At 48.9% G+C, this 18,394-nt stretch carries 20 protein-coding genes and 1 other annotated feature; of the genes, 16 read left to right on the top strand and 4 right to left on the bottom strand.

Going from position 1 to position 18,394, the window contains the following annotated elements; translation table 11 throughout:
- Positions 1-32: 32 nt before the first annotated feature.
- The gene (cobT, locus tag PS053_RS03665) at positions 33-1,097 is read left to right on the top strand and encodes a nicotinate-nucleotide--dimethylbenzimidazole phosphoribosyltransferase (RefSeq protein ID WP_000450791.1); all 1,065 of its coding nucleotides are present in this window, start codon (positions 33-35) and stop codon (positions 1,095-1,097) included.
- 68 nt (positions 1,098-1,165) lie between these two features.
- Here cobT and PS053_RS03660 read toward each other — a convergent pair whose 3' ends face one another.
- The 3 genes from PS053_RS03660 to pfkB form a co-directional block, all read right to left on the bottom strand.
- Positions 1,166-2,026, bottom strand: coding sequence for a fructosamine kinase family protein (locus tag PS053_RS03660; RefSeq protein WP_000267667.1), 861 nt, complete (start codon positions 2,024-2,026; stop codon positions 1,166-1,168).
- Positions 2,027-2,131: 105 nt separating this feature from the next.
- Positions 2,132-2,422, bottom strand: coding sequence for a type V toxin-antitoxin system endoribonuclease antitoxin GhoS (gene ghoS, locus PS053_RS03655; RefSeq protein WP_000094309.1), 291 nt, complete (start codon positions 2,420-2,422; stop codon positions 2,132-2,134).
- A 99-nt stretch (positions 2,423-2,521) separates the two neighbouring features.
- Complete coding sequence (gene pfkB / locus PS053_RS03650) at positions 2,522-3,451, bottom strand: 6-phosphofructokinase II (RefSeq protein ID WP_059241644.1); 930 nt, start codon at positions 3,449-3,451, stop codon at positions 2,522-2,524.
- Positions 3,452-3,737: 286 nt separating this feature from the next.
- On the opposite strand from pfkB, the gene PS053_RS03645 reads away from it, so the two are divergent.
- The gene (locus PS053_RS03645; RefSeq protein WP_000771405.1) at positions 3,738-4,496 is read left to right on the top strand and encodes a DUF481 domain-containing protein; all 759 of its coding nucleotides are present in this window, start codon (positions 3,738-3,740) and stop codon (positions 4,494-4,496) included.
- Positions 4,497-4,548: 52 nt separating this feature from the next.
- On the opposite strand, the gene yniD is transcribed toward PS053_RS03645, so the two are convergent.
- Positions 4,549-4,656, bottom strand: a complete 108-nt coding sequence (yniD, locus tag PS053_RS03640; RefSeq protein ID WP_001142446.1) for a small membrane protein YniD — start codon at positions 4,654-4,656, stop codon at positions 4,549-4,551.
- Between the two features lie 969 nt (positions 4,657-5,625).
- On the opposite strand from yniD, the gene thrS reads away from it, so the two are divergent.
- The 14 genes from thrS (at position 5,626) to selO (ending at position 18,391) form a co-directional block, all read left to right on the top strand.
- Entirely contained in the window at positions 5,626-7,554 is a 1,929-nt protein-coding gene (gene thrS / locus PS053_RS03635) for a threonine--tRNA ligase (protein WP_001144207.1), read from the top strand.
- Between the two features lie 3 nt (positions 7,555-7,557).
- A complete protein-coding gene (infC, locus tag PS053_RS03630) occupies positions 7,558-8,100 on the top strand; it encodes a translation initiation factor IF-3 (protein ID WP_032274990.1) in 543 nt (180 codons plus the stop codon).
- A gap of 96 nt (positions 8,101-8,196) precedes the next feature.
- Positions 8,197-8,394 (top strand): 50S ribosomal protein L35, encoded by a 198-nt coding sequence (gene rpmI, locus PS053_RS03625; protein ID WP_001124225.1) that lies wholly within the window; start codon positions 8,197-8,199, stop codon positions 8,392-8,394.
- 52 nt (positions 8,395-8,446) lie between these two features.
- The gene (rplT, locus tag PS053_RS03620) at positions 8,447-8,803 is read left to right on the top strand and encodes a 50S ribosomal protein L20 (protein WP_000124856.1); all 357 of its coding nucleotides are present in this window, start codon (positions 8,447-8,449) and stop codon (positions 8,801-8,803) included.
- 116 nt (positions 8,804-8,919) lie between these two features.
- Positions 8,920-9,044, top strand: a sequence feature (Phe leader region).
- A complete protein-coding gene (gene pheM, locus PS053_RS03615) occupies positions 8,926-8,970 on the top strand; it encodes a pheST operon leader peptide PheM (protein WP_001386830.1) in 45 nt (14 codons plus the stop codon). Its footprint overlaps the feature before it by 45 nt.
- A 209-nt stretch (positions 9,045-9,253) precedes the next feature.
- Positions 9,254-10,237, top strand: coding sequence for a phenylalanine--tRNA ligase subunit alpha (gene pheS, locus PS053_RS03610; RefSeq protein WP_256878953.1), 984 nt, complete (start codon positions 9,254-9,256; stop codon positions 10,235-10,237).
- A 14-nt stretch (positions 10,238-10,251) separates the two neighbouring features.
- The gene (gene pheT, locus PS053_RS03605; protein WP_054410923.1) at positions 10,252-12,639 is read left to right on the top strand and encodes a phenylalanine--tRNA ligase subunit beta; all 2,388 of its coding nucleotides are present in this window, start codon (positions 10,252-10,254) and stop codon (positions 12,637-12,639) included.
- 4 nt (positions 12,640-12,643) lie between these two features.
- Positions 12,644-12,943, top strand: coding sequence for an integration host factor subunit alpha (gene ihfA, locus PS053_RS03600; RefSeq protein ID WP_001229265.1), 300 nt, complete (start codon positions 12,644-12,646; stop codon positions 12,941-12,943).
- Between the two features lie 100 nt (positions 12,944-13,043).
- Positions 13,044-14,024: a vitamin B12 ABC transporter permease BtuC gene (btuC, locus tag PS053_RS03595; protein ID WP_000956545.1), complete on the top strand. Its 981-nt coding sequence runs from the start codon at positions 13,044-13,046 to the stop codon at positions 14,022-14,024.
- Between the two features lie 62 nt (positions 14,025-14,086).
- A complete protein-coding gene (locus PS053_RS03590; protein WP_059238080.1) occupies positions 14,087-14,638 on the top strand; it encodes a glutathione peroxidase in 552 nt (183 codons plus the stop codon).
- Entirely contained in the window at positions 14,638-15,387 is a 750-nt protein-coding gene (btuD, locus tag PS053_RS03585) for a vitamin B12 ABC transporter ATP-binding protein BtuD (protein WP_000029449.1), read from the top strand. Before PS053_RS03590 ends, btuD begins: the two co-directional genes overlap by 1 nt.
- Before the next feature lie 82 nt (positions 15,388-15,469).
- Positions 15,470-15,934, top strand: coding sequence for a C40 family peptidase (locus PS053_RS03580; protein ID WP_001209772.1), 465 nt, complete (start codon positions 15,470-15,472; stop codon positions 15,932-15,934).
- Positions 15,935-16,178: 244 nt separating this feature from the next.
- Positions 16,179-16,892, top strand: a complete 714-nt coding sequence (locus PS053_RS03575; RefSeq protein ID WP_256878954.1) for an EAL domain-containing protein — start codon at positions 16,179-16,181, stop codon at positions 16,890-16,892.
- A gap of 62 nt (positions 16,893-16,954) precedes the next feature.
- Positions 16,955-18,391, top strand: a complete 1,437-nt coding sequence (selO, locus tag PS053_RS03570; protein ID WP_256878955.1) for a protein adenylyltransferase SelO — start codon at positions 16,955-16,957, stop codon at positions 18,389-18,391.
- The last annotated feature ends 3 nt before the right edge of the window (positions 18,392-18,394 follow it).

Here is an 18,394-nt window from a genome sequence, read left to right as displayed (position 1 = left end):
ATGTTGCAAACCGACAAATAAGGATGACAAGGATGGAAACAGTAAAGGATCTGATTGCATTGATCAGACCGCTGAATAAACAAAAAATGCAGGTAGCAGCCCAACATATTGATGGGTTAGTCAAGCCGACAAACAGCCTTGGACGTCTTGAGAGCCTGGCTATACAAATATCGGGGATGTGGGGGATTAAGCAACTCAATAATTTACAAAAAGAAATTATTGTTATGTGTGCTGACCATGGCGTATTTGATGAAGGTGTTGCGGTATCGCCGAAAGAAGTGACCAGGCTTCAGGCGCTCAACATGTTAAAAGGAATTACCGGTGTTTGCGTACTGGCGCGAACTAACCAGACATCGGTGCTGCCAGTCGATATCGGCATTGATTGTGAGCCCATTGATAACATGCTTAATATCAAACTTGCAAAGGGCAGCGGCAATATAGCCACGGGGCCGGCGATGTCGCGTCAGGACGCTGAACATCTTCTACTGACTAGTGCCAGACTTGTAAAAAAACGCGCGAAGGAAGGCATTTCGGTTTTTGGCGTAGGGGAACTGGGAATAGCGAATACGACATCAGCCTCGGCGGTTATTGCTGTTTTGACAGGTAGCGATCCACATGATGTTGTTGGGATTGGTGCTAATTTGCCACAGAATCGCGTTGGCCATAAAGAGTCGATAGTTCGCCAGGCGATACATATCAACAAACCCGATGCACGGGATGCTATCGATGTTCTGGCTAAAGTGGGTGGTTATGATCTGGTTGGCATGACAGGTGTTATCCTGGGGGCTGGCGCATGTGGATTGCCGGTGGTGTTAGATGGCTTTCTTTCATATGCTGCGGCAATAGCTGCTTGCCAGATAGCGCCAGAGGTCAAAAATTACTGTATTCCTTCTCATTTCTCAGCAGAGAAGGGGGCGAGGCTGGCACTGGATTATCTTGAGTTGCGGCCTTTTCTTCATCTCGATATGCGTCTTGGCGAAGGTAGCGGCGCTGCACTGGCGATGTCAATTATTGATGCTGCCTGTGCAATGTACTGCCAAATGGGCTTACTGGCACAAAGTGGAATTCATTTACCTGACCAGGATACGTTGCAATAAAGGCGATATTTAGATGTCCGTCGGGAAGAGTACCGAAAAAACGGTACTCTTCTGTGTGAGTCACCCTCTCATGCCGCTAACAAGCGATCTAACGATTGCTGAGCAATAACCAAATGTTGCCCGCCGAACAATCTTGCCCGATTTAGCAAAGTGTAGAGTTGATAAATCGGTTGACGTTCGAGGAAATCTGACGGTAGCGGTGAAACTGACTGATAGCCGTCGTAAATTTGTGGCGGCTGTTCGGTATGCAGCGGCAGCATCGCTAAATCACACTCTCTGTCACCCCAGTAGCAGGCGGGGTCGAAAATGTACGGACCATCTGGACCCAGCGCGCAGTTCCCGGACCACAAATCGCCGTGTAGCAAGGAAGGCTGTGGTTGATGCGAGGCCAGGCGCTGCTGAATATGTTCGACAATGGCGTCGATATTGCCAAAGGCGATCCCTTTTTCTGCCGCCAGCTCTAGCTGCCAGCCAATTCGCTGTTCAGCAAAAAATGTTGACCAGCGACGTTGCCAGGTGTTGGGCTGTGGCGTTGTAGAAAGGGCATTATCGAAGTCGAGGCCGAATTGTGGTTGGTCGCTCCATTGATGTAGATGTGCAATTTGCTGCCCTAAAATAAATGCGTTATGTGCATCCAGCGGGCGAGGTGGGAGATAGTCCATCACCAGAAAACTGTAGTCGCGGTCAGCGCCAACAGCCCAGACTTTTGGCACCGTGACGGTTTTACTGCGAGACAGTAATTCCAGTTGATCGGCTTCAGCGGTGAAGCCGGGAAGCAGTTCCCTTTCATCACATTTGACGAAAAAATCACGCCCCGCATAACGCAAATGCCATGCGGCATGGACTTCTCCGCCAGGCAGTTCATTACGCAGTTCGATTTCGCCTTCACCTAACTGCTCGCTCAAAAGACGACTGATTGCCTGCCACATGATGTCTCTCCCATGTTGTCTGCCAGATCATAAGGTTAGCGCAAAAACGCGGTGTAAAAACACGAGCTAACGCACACCACAGACTGATTATTGCTCAAAAACCATTTATTTTCTGTCGCTATTCCACGCCTCCCAGGTGGCGATCGTGATTTCAGGTGTTTTGCCTGTTGCACTTTGGCTGAGCCCCGAAACCAGTTCTCTTATTTGCTCTTCACTTTGGGGACTGACAAGCCCAAAGGTATTCGTTCCCAGCTCATGAATCTTGCCTTCATCATCTGTCATGGTGAGCAGAAAACCATTGCGGGTCAGATAATTATTTAATTCGTTAATGTCAATCAATGTCTCCTCATGCAGCATAACGGTGATGACATAACGGACAAGATCTCCACTGGACATAATTCACCCCTTTGTTATCCCATAACTTTTGAGCATAGTCGGAGAAAGACGTTGCCGACAGGTTTGTGGCGATTCCCCCACCGTGGGGGAATGTCTCTATTAGTGGCAAAGATAAGCGTAAATTTTTTGTGTATCGTCATGAGAGCACAGGCGTGTTCCCTGATTGAGCGTGGCGGCGCTGCCTGCAGCTACCCCAAAGCGGACCATTTCTTCCAGAGAGGCATTTTCTGCTAACTTCAGCGTCATGGCTCCTACCATGCTGTCACCGGCACCAACGGTACTTTGGCTTTTCACCGGTGGCGGTACGACCTGAATGCAGCTTTCACTATCAACCCCCAGCGCCCCCTGAGGACCAAGGGAAACGACGACCCGTTTGGCTTTGCCATCATTAACAATTTCTTGCGCAGCTTTGCGTACATCATCCGGTTGGGTGAGTTCGCGATTAACCAGCGCACTGAGCTCTTTCTGGTTAGGTTTAACTAATTCAATATTACCAATCGACAGTGCCGCGCTTAGCGCTTCGCCGGAGCTGTCAACAATGCAACGAATCCCTTGTTTTTGTGCAGCGGAGAGCAACTGGGTTAATTTTTCCAGTTTCACGCCGGGGGGTAAACTTCCACTAATAACCAGAATGGCTCCCGATTCAATTTCCAGAACTTGTTCTTCGAGTTGGCGAAATTCATCTTCACTTAATGTCGCGCCGGGCATGACAAACCGGTACTGCTCGCCTGTTGACTCCACATGTACATGTAGATTCTGGCGAGTCCAGTCTTTGGCTGCCACAGTGGCAACAGGGACGTGTTCGTCGGTCAGCAGCGAGACCAGATGTTCTCCGGTTGCGCCGCCAGCCGGGAAGATTGCTGTAGCGCTTGCGCCGAGATGAGCAATAGCGCGGGCGACGTTAATGCCACCACCGCCAGGTTCAAACACTGGCGCAGTACAGCGCAATTTTCCTTCGGGATAAATTTGCGGGGTAATTGTTGCGCTATCGAGAGAAGGCGCAAGTGTCAACGTATAGATACGTACCATCATTTCCTCCTGTAAGCTGATTTCAGTCTGGCACCGAATCTGTAGAAAGTGAAGAAATTAACAATATGATTTATTAGATGTTTATTTAAAATCAATGATGAAAAGATATATAAATAAATATCTGTTTTCACAACGTGCTTATTCAAAAAATGAAATAAGAATTCATTGCTAAGTTATTCGCGCCTTTTTATAATTTGTTACCTTTCCAGGGACGCTACTCTTTGATCCTTAAGAAAGATTCCGGGACCTCGATGGTCTCTTTTTTTGTTGTACGGACCCTTGATAAATGAAGCTTTTGAAGACAGTTCCTGCTATCGTTATGTTGGCGGGGGGCATGTTTGCGTCATTGAATGCAACTGCCGATGATTCCGTTTTTACTGTCATGGACGATCCTGCCAGTGCCAAAAAACCGTTCGAAGGTAATCTGAATGCAGGATATCTTGCACAATCAGGCAACACGAAAAGTTCTTCATTAACGGCTGACACCACCATGACCTGGTATGGACATTCTACTGCCTGGTCGCTATGGGGAAATGCCAGCAATACCTCATCTAACGATGAACGTTCTTCAGAAAAATATGCGGCGGGTGGACGTAGCCGTTTTAATTTAACTGACTACGACTATCTTTTTGGCCAGGCGAGCTGGTTGACAGACCGCTATAACGGTTATCGCGAGCGCGATGTGTTGACTGCTGGTTACGGTCGTCAGTTTTTGAATGGTCCGGTACACAGCTTTCGCTTTGAATTCGGCCCGGGCGTGCGTTACGACAAATATACTGACAATGCCAGTGAGACTCAGCCACTGGGTTATGCTTCCGGGGCCTATGCATGGCAATTAACGGACAACACTAAATTTACCCAGGGGGTTTCCGTCTTTGGTGCGGAAGACACAACGCTGAACTCGGAAAGTGCGTTGAATGTCGCCATTAATGAGCATTTTGGTCTGAAAGTCGCGTACAACGTCACATGGAATTCTGAACCGCCGGAATCCGCGCCGGAGCATACCGATCGTCGGACGACGCTATCGTTGGGCTACAGCATGTAATAGTATCTGCCGGGCCGTGTAATGCGGTCTGGCTGCATTCACTCGCCACCATTCAACCCCAGATCATTGCCGCCCAACGCAGTAACAGCATTGCGCCGCAAATAACCAGCAGGACTACCACCATTTTCCAGTGTTTTTTGTCAAAGCGTTTTGTCGGCATATCGTTGTTCCGTTTTTCGTTTACACTTGATAACGAAGTGTAACAAAAGGCGTTGACATAAAGGGATTTTTGTTTAGATGGCAAACGTTGAAGAGTGGGGCTTCTGACTTACAGCGCTATTTAATGAAATTAATAAAGATGGCGGTGTAAATGATAACTGCCACAAAAAATTAATAGTAATTAATTGCAGATATGCTGGAATTCATCTGGGGTATGCTTAACTTATTTGATAAATTGTATTTGCGTAGACATAAAATATGATGGTGACTATGGTGAATGGCAATATGTATACTTGGTATACCGTCGTAATTCTTCGCAGCCAGTGGTGTGAATAATTGGTGCTGACTAAAAGAATAGCCTTTAGCAAGAGGAACAACTTTTGCTAAGTAAGATAATACAACTTCCTTTCGGTGGATATTGAAGTAACTCCCTGAACTCCGTATCTCGATGAAAGGATACGTGTTGCTGTATAGCCTCAATTGTTGAGTAGTGTTTCGTTAGTTTGATTTTGCCGTTTCTCTTTAATGGAGAGACTGTGTTTTTCTGTTTTTTTGATGATGTTTTTTGGGGATATATGCTTCAGTATCAATTTGTTCTTTCTCGATGTAGTCCAGTATGTTCTTTAAATAAGTTGAAATGCGCACAATAAATTGACATCGAAGCAGTAAAATCCCGGATGCGCTGTTGTGTTGTTGTCAGGTATTCGTTAAATATTTTGATAAGGTTCCCGCGGCAAACGAATTACGAATGTATCAATGTGAAACTGAATGGTGTAATCCCCCTTTTTTTAGTGTTAACATCAGTTGCCCGGGTGGAAGGTGAGAGGTTAATGTCTTTCATTTGTGTACCTGATTGCGCACCAATTTAGCATTTGTTGGCTAGATGGTTTCGCAATGAATTGTAAATAAACAAATTTTTTCTTTGTATGTGATCTTTCGTGTGGGTCACCACTGCAAATAAGGATATAAAATGCCCGTTATAACTCTTCCTGATGGCAGTCAACGCCATTACGACCACGCTGTAAGCCCCATGGATGTTGCGCTGGACATTGGTCCAGGTCTGGCAAAAGCCTGTATTGCAGGGCGTGTAAATGGCGAACTGGTTGATGCTTGCGATCTGATTGAAAACGATGCACAACTGTCGATCATTACCGCAAAAGACGAAGAAGGTCTGGAGATCATTCGTCACTCCTGCGCGCACTTGTTAGGGCACGCGATTAAACAACTTTGGCCGCATACCAAAATGGCAATCGGCCCGGTTATTGACAACGGTTTCTACTACGACGTTGATCTTGACCGCACGTTAACCCAGGAAGATGTCGAAGCACTCGAGAAGCGGATGCATGAGCTTGCTGAGAAAAACTACGACGTCATTAAGAAGAAAGTCAGCTGGCACGAAGCGCGTGAAACTTTTGTTAAACGCGGCGAGAGCTATAAAGTTTCTATCCTGGACGAAAACATCGCCCATGATGACCAGCCAGGCCTCTATTTCCACGAAGAATATGTCGATATGTGCCGCGGTCCGCATGTACCGAACATGCGTTTCTGCCACCATTTCAAACTGATGAAAACGGCAGGGGCCTATTGGCGCGGCGACAGCAACAATAAAATGTTGCAGCGTATTTACGGGACTGCGTGGGCGGATAAAAAAGCTCTCAACGCTTACCTGCAACGCCTGGAAGAAGCCGCTAAGCGCGACCACCGTAAAATCGGTAAACAGCTTGATCTGTACCATATGCAGGAAGAAGCGCCGGGTATGGTGTTCTGGCACAACGACGGCTGGACAATCTTCCGTGAACTGGAAGTGTTCGTTCGTTCTAAACTGAAAGAGTACCAGTATCAGGAAGTTAAAGGTCCCTTCATGATGGACCGCGTCCTGTGGGAAAAAACCGGTCACTGGGACAACTATAAAGATGCGATGTTCACCACCTCTTCAGAGAACCGTGAATACTGCATTAAGCCGATGAACTGCCCGGGGCACGTACAAATTTTCAACCAGGGGCTGAAGTCTTATCGCGATCTGCCGCTGCGTATGGCTGAGTTTGGTAGCTGCCATCGTAATGAGCCGTCAGGCTCTCTGCATGGCCTGATGCGCGTACGTGGTTTCACCCAGGATGACGCGCATATCTTCTGTACTGAAGAACAAATTCGCGATGAAGTTAACGGATGCATCCGTTTAGTCTATGATATGTACAGCACTTTTGGCTTCGAGAAGATCGTGGTCAAACTTTCCACTCGTCCTGAAAAACGAATTGGCAGCGACGAAATGTGGGATCGTGCTGAGGCGGACCTGGCAGTTGCGCTGGAAGAAAACAACATCCCGTTTGAGTATCAATTGGGTGAAGGCGCTTTCTATGGTCCGAAAATTGAATTTACACTGTATGACTGCCTCGATCGTGCATGGCAGTGCGGTACGGTACAGCTGGACTTCTCCTTGCCGTCTCGTCTGAGCGCTTCCTATGTAGGCGAAGACAACGAGCGTAAGGTGCCAGTAATGATTCACCGCGCAATTCTTGGGTCGATGGAACGTTTCATCGGCATCCTGACCGAAGAGTTCGCTGGTTTCTTCCCGACCTGGCTTGCGCCGGTTCAGGTGGTTATCATGAACATTACTGATTCTCAGTCTGAATACGTTAACGAATTGACGCAAAAACTATCAAATGCAGGTATTCGTGTTAAAGCAGACTTGAGAAATGAGAAGATTGGCTTTAAAATCCGCGAGCACACTTTGCGTCGTGTCCCATATATGCTGGTCTGTGGTGATAAAGAGGTGGAATCAGGCAAAGTTGCCGTTCGCACCCGCCGTGGTAAGGACCTGGGAAGCATGGACGTCAATGAAGTGATCGAGAAGCTGCAACAAGAGATTCGCAGCCGCAGTCTTAAACAATTGGAGGAATAAGGTATTAAAGGCGGAAAACGAGTTCAAACGGCGCGCCCTAACCGTATTAATGGCGAAATTCGCGCCCAGGAAGTTCGCTTAACAGGTCTGGAAGGCGAGCAGCTTGGTATTGTGAGTCTGAGAGAAGCTCTGGAGAAAGCTGAAGAAGCCGGAGTAGACTTAGTCGAGATCAGCCCTAACGCCGAGCCGCCGGTTTGCCGTATCATGGATTACGGCAAATTCCTCTATGAAAAAAGCAAGTCTTCTAAGGAACAGAAGAAAAAGCAAAAAGTTATCCAGGTTAAGGAAATTAAATTCCGTCCTGGTACAGATGAAGGCGACTATCAGGTAAAACTCCGCAGCCTGATTCGTTTTCTGGAAGATGGCGATAAGGCCAAAATCACACTGCGTTTCCGTGGTCGTGAGATGGCCCACCAGCAAATCGGTATGGAAGTGCTTAACCGCGTGAAAGACGATTTGCAAGAACTGGCAGTGGTCGAATCCTTCCCAACGAAGATCGAAGGCCGTCAGATGATTATGGTGCTCGCTCCTAAGAAGAAACAGTAAGGCCTTCAAGTAGCACTGTCTGTGGAGCCTTTGGGCTTCACAGATTTTGTTCGCCTTTGTTTCGTTTATTAACAATGCGAAGTGGAAGTTATTAAAATGCCAAAAATTAAGACCGTACGCGGTGCTGCTAAGCGCTTCAAAAAAACCGGTAAAGGTGGTTTTAAGCACAAGCACGCTAACCTGCGTCACATTCTGACCAAAAAAGCGACTAAACGTAAACGTCACCTGCGTCCGAAAGCCATGGTTTCCAAAGGCGATCTGGGTCTGGTAATCGCGTGCCTGCCGTACGCATAAGCCGTTAACGTTTTTAACTTTTTAATTAGAATATAGATACAGGAGAGCACATATGGCTCGCGTAAAACGTGGTGTAATTGCACGCGCACGTCACAAGAAAATCATGAAACAAGCCAAAGGTTACTACGGTGCGCGTTCTCGCGTATATCGTGTTGCCTTCCAGGCTGTTATCAAGGCTGGTCAGTACGCTTATCGTGACCGTCGTCAACGTAAGCGTCAGTTCCGTCAACTGTGGATTGCGCGTATTAACGCAGCAGCACGTCAGAACGGCATTTCTTACAGCAAATTCATCAATGGCCTGAAAAAAGCCTCTGTTGAAATCGACCGTAAGATCCTGGCTGATATCGCTGTATTTGACAAAGTAGCGTTCACCGCTCTGGTTGAAAAAGCGAAAGCAGCTCTGGCATAAGCCAGTTGAAAGAGGGAGCCCGTCTCCCTCTTTTCGTTTCAACACCATCAGAACATTGACTTTTATCGCCATAGCCTTTTCAATAAAGGTCTTTTGAAGAGTACCAAAAGGTAACGCAAGCAATGAATGCTGCTATTTTCCGCTTCTTTTTTTACTTTAGCACCTGACTTCAGGAGGCTAGCGCGTGAGAAGAGAAACGGAAAACAGCGCCTGAAAGCCTCCCAGTGGAGGCTTTTTTTGTATGCGTGTTTTGAAAAATAAAAAGCCTGTCTCATCTGGCGTAATTGTCGTAACCAGACTGGACACGGCCAGCGTGGAGAAACTGGAGCGTATTTAAGTACGTGAGGTTTTCAAGCACTGCCCGGGACCAAAATGGCAAGTAAAATAGCCTGATGGGATGGGCTCTAAGTCCAACGAACCAGTGTCACCACCGACACAATGAGGAAAACCATGTCACATCTCGCAGAACTGGTTGCCAGTGCGAAGGCGGCCATTAGCCAGGCGTCAGATGTTGCCGCGTTAGACAATGTGCGCGTCGAATATTTGGGTAAAAAAGGGCACTTAACCATTCAGATGACGACTCTGCGTGAGTTGCCGCCAGAAGAGCGTCCGGCAGCTGGTGCGGTTATCAACGAAGCGAAAGAACAAGTTCAGCAAGCGCTGAATGCGCGTAAGGCCGAACTGGAAAGCGCAGCGCTAAATGCGCGTCTGGCGGCGGAAACCATTGATGTTTCCTTGCCGGGACGTCGTATTGAGAACGGTGGCCTGCATCCAGTGACCCGTACCATCGACCGTATCGAAAGTTTCTTCGGTGAGCTTGGCTTTACAGTGGCGACCGGGCCGGAAATCGAAGATGATTATCATAACTTCGATGCGCTGAATATTCCTGGTCACCATCCGGCGCGTGCTGACCACGACACTTTCTGGTTTGATGCTACCCGTCTGCTGCGTACCCAGACCTCTGGCGTACAGATCCGCACCATGAAAGCCCAGCAGCCACCGATTCGTATTATTGCGCCTGGCCGCGTTTATCGTAACGACTACGACCAGACTCACACGCCGATGTTCCATCAGATGGAAGGTCTGATTGTTGATACCAACATCAGCTTTACCAACCTGAAAGGCACGCTGCACGACTTCCTGCGTAACTTCTTTGAAGAAGACTTGCAGATTCGCTTCCGTCCGTCTTACTTCCCATTCACTGAACCGTCTGCAGAAGTGGACGTCATGGGTAAAAACGGTAAATGGCTGGAAGTGCTGGGCTGCGGGATGGTGCATCCGAACGTGTTGCGTAACGTTGGTATCGATCCAGAAGTGTACTCTGGTTTCGCCTTCGGGATGGGGATGGAGCGTCTGACCATGTTGCGTTACGGCGTCACCGACCTGCGTTCATTCTTCGAAAACGATCTGCGTTTCCTCAAACAGTTTAAATAAGGCAGGAATAGATTATGAAATTCAGTGAACTGTGGTTACGCGAATGGGTGAACCCGGCGATTGATAGCGACGCGCTGGCAAATCAAATCACTATGGCGGGTCTGGAAGTTGACGGTGTAGAACCGGTTGCCGGTAGCTTCCACGGTGTGGTTGTTGGTGAGGTAGTTGAGTGTGCGCAACATCCGAACGCTGACAAACTGCGTGTGACGAAAGTTAACGTTGGCGGCGAGCGTCTGCTCGATATCGTCTGCGGCGCGCCAAACTGCCGTCAGGGCCTGCGTGTGGCGGTAGCGACCATTGGTGCGGTGCTGCCGGGCGATTTTAAAATTAAAGCGGCAAAATTGCGTGGTGAGCCATCTGAAGGGATGCTGTGCTCTTTCTCCGAGCTGGGCATTTCTGATGATCACAACGGCATTATTGAATTGCCTGCGGATGCGCCGATCGGCACTGACATCCGTGAATACCTGAAACTTGATGACAACACCATCGAAATCAGCGTAACGCCAAACCGTGCTGACTGCTTAGGCATCATTGGTGTTGCGCGTGACGTTGCTGTGCTGAACCAGTTGCCGTTGGTTGAACCGGAAATTGTTCCGGTTGGCGCAACCATCGACGATACGCTGCCAATTACGGTAGAAGCGCAGGAAGCCTGCCCACGCTATCTCGGTCGTGTGGTAAAAGGCATTAACGTTAAAGCGCCAACTCCGCTGTGGATGAAAGAAAAACTGCGTCGCTGCGGTATTCGTTCTGTCGATGCAGTGGTTGACGTAACCAACTATGTGCTGCTCGAACTGGGCCAGCCGATGCACGCGTTCGACAAAGATCGCATTGAAGGCGGCATTGTGGTGCGAATGGCGAAAGAGGGTGAAACGCTGGTGCTGCTTGACGGTACTGAAGCGAAGCTGAATGCTGACACTCTGGTCATTGCCGACCACAACAAGGCGCTGGCGATGGGCGGTATCTTCGGTGGCGAACACTCTGGCGTAAATGACGAAACGCAAAACGTTCTGCTGGAATGTGCTTTCTTCAGTCCGCTGTCTATCACCGGTCGTGCTCGTCGTCATGGCCTGCATACCGATGCGTCTCATCGTTACGAGCGTGGTGTTGATCCGGCGTTGCAGCACAAAGCAATGGAGCGTGCGACTCGTCTGCTGATTGACATCTGCGGCGGTGAAGCGGGCCCGGTTATCGATATCACCAATGAAGCCATGTTGCCGAAGCGTGCGACCATTACTCTGCGTCGTAGCAAACTGGATCGTCTGATCGGCCATCATATTGCCGATGAACAGGTGACTGGCATTCTGCGTCGTCTCGGCTGTGAAGTGACTGAAGGCAAGGATGAGTGGCAGGCTGTTGCGCCGAGCTGGCGTTTCGATATGGAGATTGAAGAAGATCTGGTCGAAGAAGTGGCGCGAGTCTACGGCTACAACAACATCCCGGATGAGCCGGTACAGGCAAGCCTGATTATGGGCACTCATCGCGAAGCTGACCTGTCGCTCAAGCGCGTGAAAACGCTGCTCAACGACAAAGGCTATCAGGAAGTGATCACCTATAGTTTTGTTGATCCGAAAGTTCAGCAGATGATTCATCCGGGCGTAGAAGCGTTGTTGCTGCCAAGTCCGATCTCGGTTGAAATGTCGGCAATGCGTCTTTCTTTGTGGACTGGTTTGCTGGCAACTGTGGTGTATAACCAGAATCGCCAACAAAACCGTGTACGCATTTTCGAAAGCGGTCTGCGCTTCGTTCCAGACACTCAGGCACCGTTGGGCATTCGTCAGGATCTGATGTTAGCCGGTGTGATTTGCGGTAACCGTTACGAGGAACACTGGAACCTGGCAAAAGAGACCGTTGATTTCTATGATTTGAAAGGCGATCTTGAATCCGTTCTCGACCTGACCGGTAAACTGGCCGATGTTGAGTTCCGTGTAGAAGCAAACCCGGCACTGCATCCGGGACAATCTGCGGCGATTTATCTGAAAGGTGAACGTATTGGTTTTATTGGGGTTGTTCACCCTGAACTGGAACGTAAACTGGATCTTAACGGTCGCACTCTGGTCTTTGAACTGGAGTGGAACAAGCTCGCAGACCGCGTGGTGCCTCAGGCGCGCGAGATTTCACGCTTCCCGGCGAACCGTCGTGACATCGCGGTGGTGGTCGCAGAAAACGTTCCCGCAGCGGATATTTTATCCGAATGTAAGAAAGTTGGCGTAAATCAGGTAGTTGGCGTAAACTTATTTGACGTGTACCGTGGTAAGGGTGTTGCGGAGGGGTATAAGAGCCTCGCCATAAGCCTGATCCTGCAAGATACCAGCCGTACACTCGAAGAAGAGGAGATTGCCGCTACCGTCGCCAAATGTGTAGAGGCATTAAAAGAGCGATTCCAGGCATCATTGAGGGATTGAACCTATGGCGCTTACAAAAGCTGAAATGTCAGAATATCTGTTTGATAAGCTTGGGCTTAGCAAGCGGGATGCCAAAGAACTGGTTGAACTGTTTTTCGAAGAGATCCGTCGCGCTCTGGAAAACGGCGAGCAGGTAAAACTCTCTGGTTTTGGTAACTTCGATCTGCGTGATAAGAATCAACGCCCGGGACGTAACCCGAAAACGGGCGAAGATATTCCCATTACAGCACGACGCGTGGTGACTTTCAGACCAGGGCAGAAATTAAAAAGCCGGGTCGAAAACGCCTCGCCTAAAGACGAGTAATCTGATCTAATTAAAAAGGCCGCTTCGCGGCCTTTTTTCTTTTCACTCCAGGATAGTCACCGTAAAATCAACATAATGACTTTGCAGCTGAACGGATACTATGCTGACTCTCGCCCGCCAACAACAGCGACAAAACGTACGCTGGTTATTTAGCCTGTCAGTTCTGATGCTGCTGACACTTCTCCTGAGCCTTTGTGCAGGTGAACAATGGATTTCCCCCACTGACTGGTTTACTCCGCACGGCGAGCTCTTCGTCTGGCAAATTCGTTTACCCCGCACGCTGGCGGTACTCCTGGTCGGCGCAGCCCTGGCGTTGTCTGGCGCAGTTATGCAGGCGCTGTTTGAAAACCCTCTGGCTGAGCCGGGGCTGCTCGGCGTCTCTAATGGCGCAGGTGTTGGACTTATTGCCGCCGTATTGCTGGGACAAGGACAATTACCTAACTGGGCACTGGGACTTTGCGCTATTGCCGGCGCACTCCTCATTACCCTGATTCTTCTGCGTTTCGCCCGCAGGCATCTTTCGACCAGTCGGTTACTGCTGGCAGGCGTTGCGTTAGGGATTATCTGTAGCGCATTAATGACCTGGGCTATCTACTTTTCCACGTCTGTTGACTTACGTCAGTTGATGTACTGGATGATGGGCGGCTTTGGCGGCGTTGACTGGCGGCAAAGTTGGTTGATGGTAGGGCTTGTTCCTGTACTATTGTGGATCTGTTGTCAATCCAGACCAATGAATATGTTATCGCTTGGCGAGATTTCAGCACGACAACTCGGCTTGCCTCTGTGGTTCTGGCGCAATGTGTTGGTGGCTGCAACGGGCTGGATGGTGGGTGTTAGCGTGGCGCTGGCGGGCGCTATTGGATTTATTGGTTTGGTTATCCCCCATATTCTGCGCTTATGCGGGTTAACCGATCATCGCGTATTACTTCCTGGTTGTGCGCTGGCTGGGGCTACAGCGTTGCTGCTGGCTGATATTGCCGCTCGTCTGGTGCTGGCTTCTGCAGAGCTACCTATTGGCGTAGTTACCGCAACGTTGGGAGCGCCAGTGTTTATCTGGTTGTTGCTAAAAGCGGGACGTTAGCCGCCAAAAGACGGGCTATGATTAAAAACTAAGATTTTTATTGTTCTCATCCAGGAGACATGATGCAAGATTCAATTCTGACAACCGTAGTGAAGACAATTAACGGCGAAGCAACCACGCTGGAGAAGTATGCTGGTAATGTGTTGCTGATCGTCAATGTTGCTTCGAAGTGTGGTCTGACGCCGCAATATGAACAGTTAGAGAATATCCAGAAAACCTGGAGTGATCGCGGGTTTGTCGTGTTGGGATTTCCATGCAACCAGTTTCTTGAACAAGAACCTGGCAGTGATGAAGAGATAAAAACTTACTGCACCGCAACCTGGGGAGTGACATTCCCGATGTTCAGTAAGATTGAAGTCAATGGTGAAAGGCGGCATCCGCTGTACCAAAAACTGATTGCCGCTGCGCCGACGGCCGTTGCGCCGAAAGAGAGCGGGTTCTACGCACGAATGGTTAGCAAAGGCCGTGCGCCGTTGTATCCTGGTGATATTTTGTGGAATTTTGAAAAATTTCTGGTGGGGAGAGACGGGAAGGTCATTCAGCGTTTTTCCCCGGATATGACACCAGAAGATCCCATCGTAATAGAAAGCATTAAACTGGCGTTGGCGAAATAATGTCTATTGTGATGCAGTTACAGGATGTGGCGGAATCAACCCGTCTGGGGCCGCTTTCTGGCGAGGTTCGGGCAGGGGAGATCCTACATCTTGTGGGGCCGAACGGCGCGGGCAAAAGCACGTTACTGGCGCGAATGGCCGGAATGACCAGTGGTAAGGGGCGTATTCAATTTGCTGGTCAGCCTCTGGATACCTGGCCCGCAACGAAACTTGCGCTGCATCGCGCTTATCTTTCACAACAGCAAATTCCTCCGTTTGCTATGCCGGTATGGCACTATCTGTCATTGCATCAGCATGATAAAGCGCGTACCGATTTGTTAAATGATGTAGCGGAGGCGTTGGCCCTCGGCGACAAGCTGGGACGTAGTACTAATCAACTCTCCGGTGGCGAGTGGCAACGGGTACGCCTTGCGGCGGTGGTGTTACAAATCATGCCGCAAGCAAATCCCTCGGGACAATTGCTGTTGCTGGATGAGCCGATGAATAGCCTTGATGTTGCCCAACAAAACGCATTAGATAAGATATTGAGCGCGCTTTGTCAGCAAGGACTCGCTATTGTGATGAGCAGCCACGACCTGAATCATACGCTGCGCCATGCGCACCGGGCCTGGCTACTTAAACAAGGAAAACTGCTAGTCAGCGGGCGTCGGGATGAGGTACTGACGCCATCGAATCTGGCCCTGGCTTATGGGATGAACTTCCGTCGTCTGGACATTGAAGGTCATAGAATGCTGATTCCGACGACCTGACATCAATAGCATCTTGAAAATCAGGTAATTTCGACGCTAAATTAGTGCAAGAATAAAAAAACAAACAGAGGAATCGTACGGAATGCGTTTCTGCCTTATTTTAATCACAGCACTGTTTCTGGCAGGGTGTAGCCATCATAAGGCACCACCGCCAAACGCCAGGCTTTCTGACTCAATTACTGTCATTGCCGGTTTGAACGATCAACTACAAAGCTGGCATGGTACACCTTATCGTTATGGCGGAATGAGTCGTAGCGGGGTGGACTGTTCGGGGTTTGTTGTTGTGACGATGCGAGATCGTTTTGATTTACAGCTCCCGCGAGAAACAAAACAACAGGCATCTATTGGCACTGAAATTGATAAAGACGATCTGCTTCCCGGCGACCTGGTCTTTTTCAAGACCGGTTCTGGTCAAAATGGGTTGCATGTGGGGATTTACGACACTAACAACCAATTTATCCATGCATCAACCAGCAAAGGGGTGATGCGCTCCTCTCTCGATAACGTTTACTGGCAGAAAAACTTCTGGCAAGCAAGACGAATATAGTTCCTTTGGAAATGGGCCGTGATGATACATCGCAGCCCATTTTCTTCTGAATAAGGCAAATTTTTATAGATAAAAAACCGAAAACATAATATTGGTTTATAATAAGGATAATCTGAAAAAGGACGCCCTGAAAAAGGGGGTAACAAGGAAAAAATGAAAATTATCCATTCTGCCTTTGTTATGATTTATGACGATATCCTTTTTTGCAGGATAGTAAAAAAATCCTTATAAAAAGGCGATTACCATGAAGGTTTTACTGGAGAGTCTTTATCATTCTGATTACTATTTTCAGCCAATAAGAGATAGTCAGCAACATCTTGTTGGAGTAGAGATAATAACCCATTTTTCCAGCTCAGACGGCAAGGTTCGTATTCCTGCAACGCGAGTGCTGGCGCAATGCTCAGAAGCGCAGCATTGGCAGCTATTCACCGAGCAACTGAAATTACTCGAATCATGCCAGCACTTTTTTATTCAGCACAAAATATTTGCCTGGATTAATTTAACACCACAAGTAACAAAACGCTTATTAAACGGTGATAATAACACAGGCGAATTATTAAAATTTTCTTTTATTGAATTGCTGATAACTGAAAGTTATCCACAACTTAATGCGGGAAAAGATAATTGCGAGCTTTTGCACTTATCGCAAATTTATTCACTTGTTTTGGGCAATTTGGGCGCGGGCAACAGTACGATGAACGCGATCTTTGATGGGCTTTTTAGCCGCGTTATGCTGGATAAGAACTTTGTTCAACGGCAAATATCACATTCATCCTTTGCCCCATTTATTCGTGCACTCTGTGCGCAAATTTCACCCTGCTGCAATAGTATCATTGTGTCTGGCATTGACACACCAGAGATGTTGACACAGGTAGCACCGTTTAATTTTCACGCTTTTCAAGGGGGCCTGTGGCCCGCCGTTCCCGTAAGTCAGGTAACAACACTGGTGCAGCGATAACCCTCCTGTTTGCTGGTGTTTAAGACGAGATTAACCGTCTACACTGTCAAACAGGAGGATCTATGACTCTGTCTTTTATTACCCGCTGGCGCGATGAATTGCCGGCAACCTATACCGCACTTTCCCCTACGCCTTTAAATAATGCCCGGCTGATTTGGCATAATGCTGAACTGGCTAACACGCTGGATATCCCATCGTCATTGTTTGAAAACGGCGCAGGTGTCTGGGGCGGTGAAGCATTACTGCCAGGTATGTCACCGTTGGCCCAGGTGTACAGCGGCCATCAGTTTGGCATCTGGGCGGGACAACTGGGGGACGGGCGCGGCATTTTACTCGGCGAACAGCAGCTGGCAGATGGCAGCACAATGGACTGGCATCTGAAAGGCGCGGGGCTAACACCGTATTCACGGATGGGAGATGGACGGGCGGTATTGCGATCGACAATCCGCGAAAGTCTTGCCAGTGAGGCAATGCATCACCTGGGCATTCCGACGACGCGCGCATTGAGCATTGTTACCAGTGATACGCCGGTCTACCGGGAGACGGTCGAATCAGGCGCGATGCTGATGCGCGTGGCGCAAAGCCATTTACGATTTGGTCATTTTGAACATTTTTACTATCGCCGGGAGCCGGAAAAAGTTCGCCAGTTGGCTGACTTCGCCATTCGCCATTACTGGCCGCATCTTCTGAATGATGAGGATAAATATCGCCTCTGGTTTACAGATGTTGTCGCGCGTACGGCTTCGTTAATTGCCTGCTGGCAGACGGTCGGCTTTGCTCACGGGGTAATGAATACCGACAACATGTCTCTTCTCGGGCTGACGCTCGATTACGGGCCGTTTGGTTTTCTTGATGATTATGAGCCGGGTTTTATTTGTAATCACTCTGATCACCAGGGGCGTTATAGTTTTGATAATCAACCTGCCGTAGCGTTGTGGAATTTACAGCGTCTGGCGCAGACATTGTCGCCGTTTATTGCCGTCGATGCGTTGAATGAGGCGCTGGACAGCTATCAACAAGTTTTGTTAAGCCATTATGGGCAACGTATGCGCCAGAAGCTGGGGTTCATGACGGCACAAAAAGAGGACAATATGCTGCTTAATGAATTATTCAGCTTGATGGCGCGCGAACGTAGCGACTATACCCGCACGTTTCGTATGCTGAGTCAGACTGAACAGCGCAGCGCGGCTTCACCGTTACGTGATGAGTTTATTAACCGCGTAGCGTTTGATAACTGGTTTGCACGTTATCGGGCGCGTTTACAGCAGGATGACGTTGGCGATAGTGAACGACGGCAACGTATGCTGAACGTTAATCCGGCGCTGGTGTTGCGCAACTGGCTGGCGCAACGGGCTATCGAGGCGGCTGAACAGGGCGATATGACGGAACTACACCGCCTGCATGAGGCGTTGCGTAATCCTTTCAGCGATCGTGATGACGATTATGTCTGTCGTCCACCGGATTGGGGCAAACAACTGGAAGTCAGTTGTTCGAGTTAACAT

It is taken from the genome of Escherichia albertii (assembly GCF_028622335.1).
Classification (GTDB): Bacteria; Pseudomonadota; Gammaproteobacteria; order Enterobacterales; family Enterobacteriaceae; genus Escherichia; species Escherichia albertii.
The sequence above is the reverse complement of the archived record's forward strand: the minus strand, read 5'-3'. Positions and strand labels throughout refer to the sequence as shown.

Excerpts from the sequence above, each read along its gene's own strand:
- cobT (WP_000450791.1), top strand. The coding sequence starts at position 33 with ATGGAAACAGTAAAGGATCTGATTGCATTGATCAGACCGCTGAATAAA.
- PS053_RS03660 (WP_000267667.1), bottom strand. The coding sequence starts at position 2,026 with ATGTGGCAGGCAATCAGTCGTCTTTTGAGCGAGCAGTTAGGTGAAGGC.
- ghoS (WP_000094309.1), bottom strand. The coding sequence starts at position 2,422 with ATGTCCAGTGGAGATCTTGTCCGTTATGTCATCACCGTTATGCTGCAT.
- pfkB (WP_059241644.1), bottom strand. The coding sequence starts at position 3,451 with ATGGTACGTATCTATACGTTGACACTTGCGCCTTCTCTCGATAGCGCA.
- PS053_RS03645 (WP_000771405.1), top strand. The coding sequence starts at position 3,738 with ATGAAGCTTTTGAAGACAGTTCCTGCTATCGTTATGTTGGCGGGGGGC.
- yniD (WP_001142446.1), bottom strand. The coding sequence starts at position 4,656 with ATGCCGACAAAACGCTTTGACAAAAAACACTGGAAAATGGTGGTAGTC.
- thrS (WP_001144207.1), top strand. The coding sequence starts at position 5,626 with ATGCCCGTTATAACTCTTCCTGATGGCAGTCAACGCCATTACGACCAC.
- rpmI (WP_001124225.1), top strand. The coding sequence starts at position 8,197 with ATGCCAAAAATTAAGACCGTACGCGGTGCTGCTAAGCGCTTCAAAAAA.
- rplT (WP_000124856.1), top strand. The coding sequence starts at position 8,447 with ATGGCTCGCGTAAAACGTGGTGTAATTGCACGCGCACGTCACAAGAAA.
- pheS (WP_256878953.1), top strand. The coding sequence starts at position 9,254 with ATGTCACATCTCGCAGAACTGGTTGCCAGTGCGAAGGCGGCCATTAGC.
- pheT (WP_054410923.1), top strand. The coding sequence starts at position 10,252 with ATGAAATTCAGTGAACTGTGGTTACGCGAATGGGTGAACCCGGCGATT.
- ihfA (WP_001229265.1), top strand. The coding sequence starts at position 12,644 with ATGGCGCTTACAAAAGCTGAAATGTCAGAATATCTGTTTGATAAGCTT.
- btuC (WP_000956545.1), top strand. The coding sequence starts at position 13,044 with ATGCTGACTCTCGCCCGCCAACAACAGCGACAAAACGTACGCTGGTTA.
- PS053_RS03590 (WP_059238080.1), top strand. The coding sequence starts at position 14,087 with ATGCAAGATTCAATTCTGACAACCGTAGTGAAGACAATTAACGGCGAA.
- btuD (WP_000029449.1), top strand. The coding sequence starts at position 14,638 with ATGTCTATTGTGATGCAGTTACAGGATGTGGCGGAATCAACCCGTCTG.
- PS053_RS03580 (WP_001209772.1), top strand. The coding sequence starts at position 15,470 with ATGCGTTTCTGCCTTATTTTAATCACAGCACTGTTTCTGGCAGGGTGT.
- PS053_RS03575 (WP_256878954.1), top strand. The coding sequence starts at position 16,179 with ATGAAGGTTTTACTGGAGAGTCTTTATCATTCTGATTACTATTTTCAG.
- selO (WP_256878955.1), top strand. The coding sequence starts at position 16,955 with ATGACTCTGTCTTTTATTACCCGCTGGCGCGATGAATTGCCGGCAACC.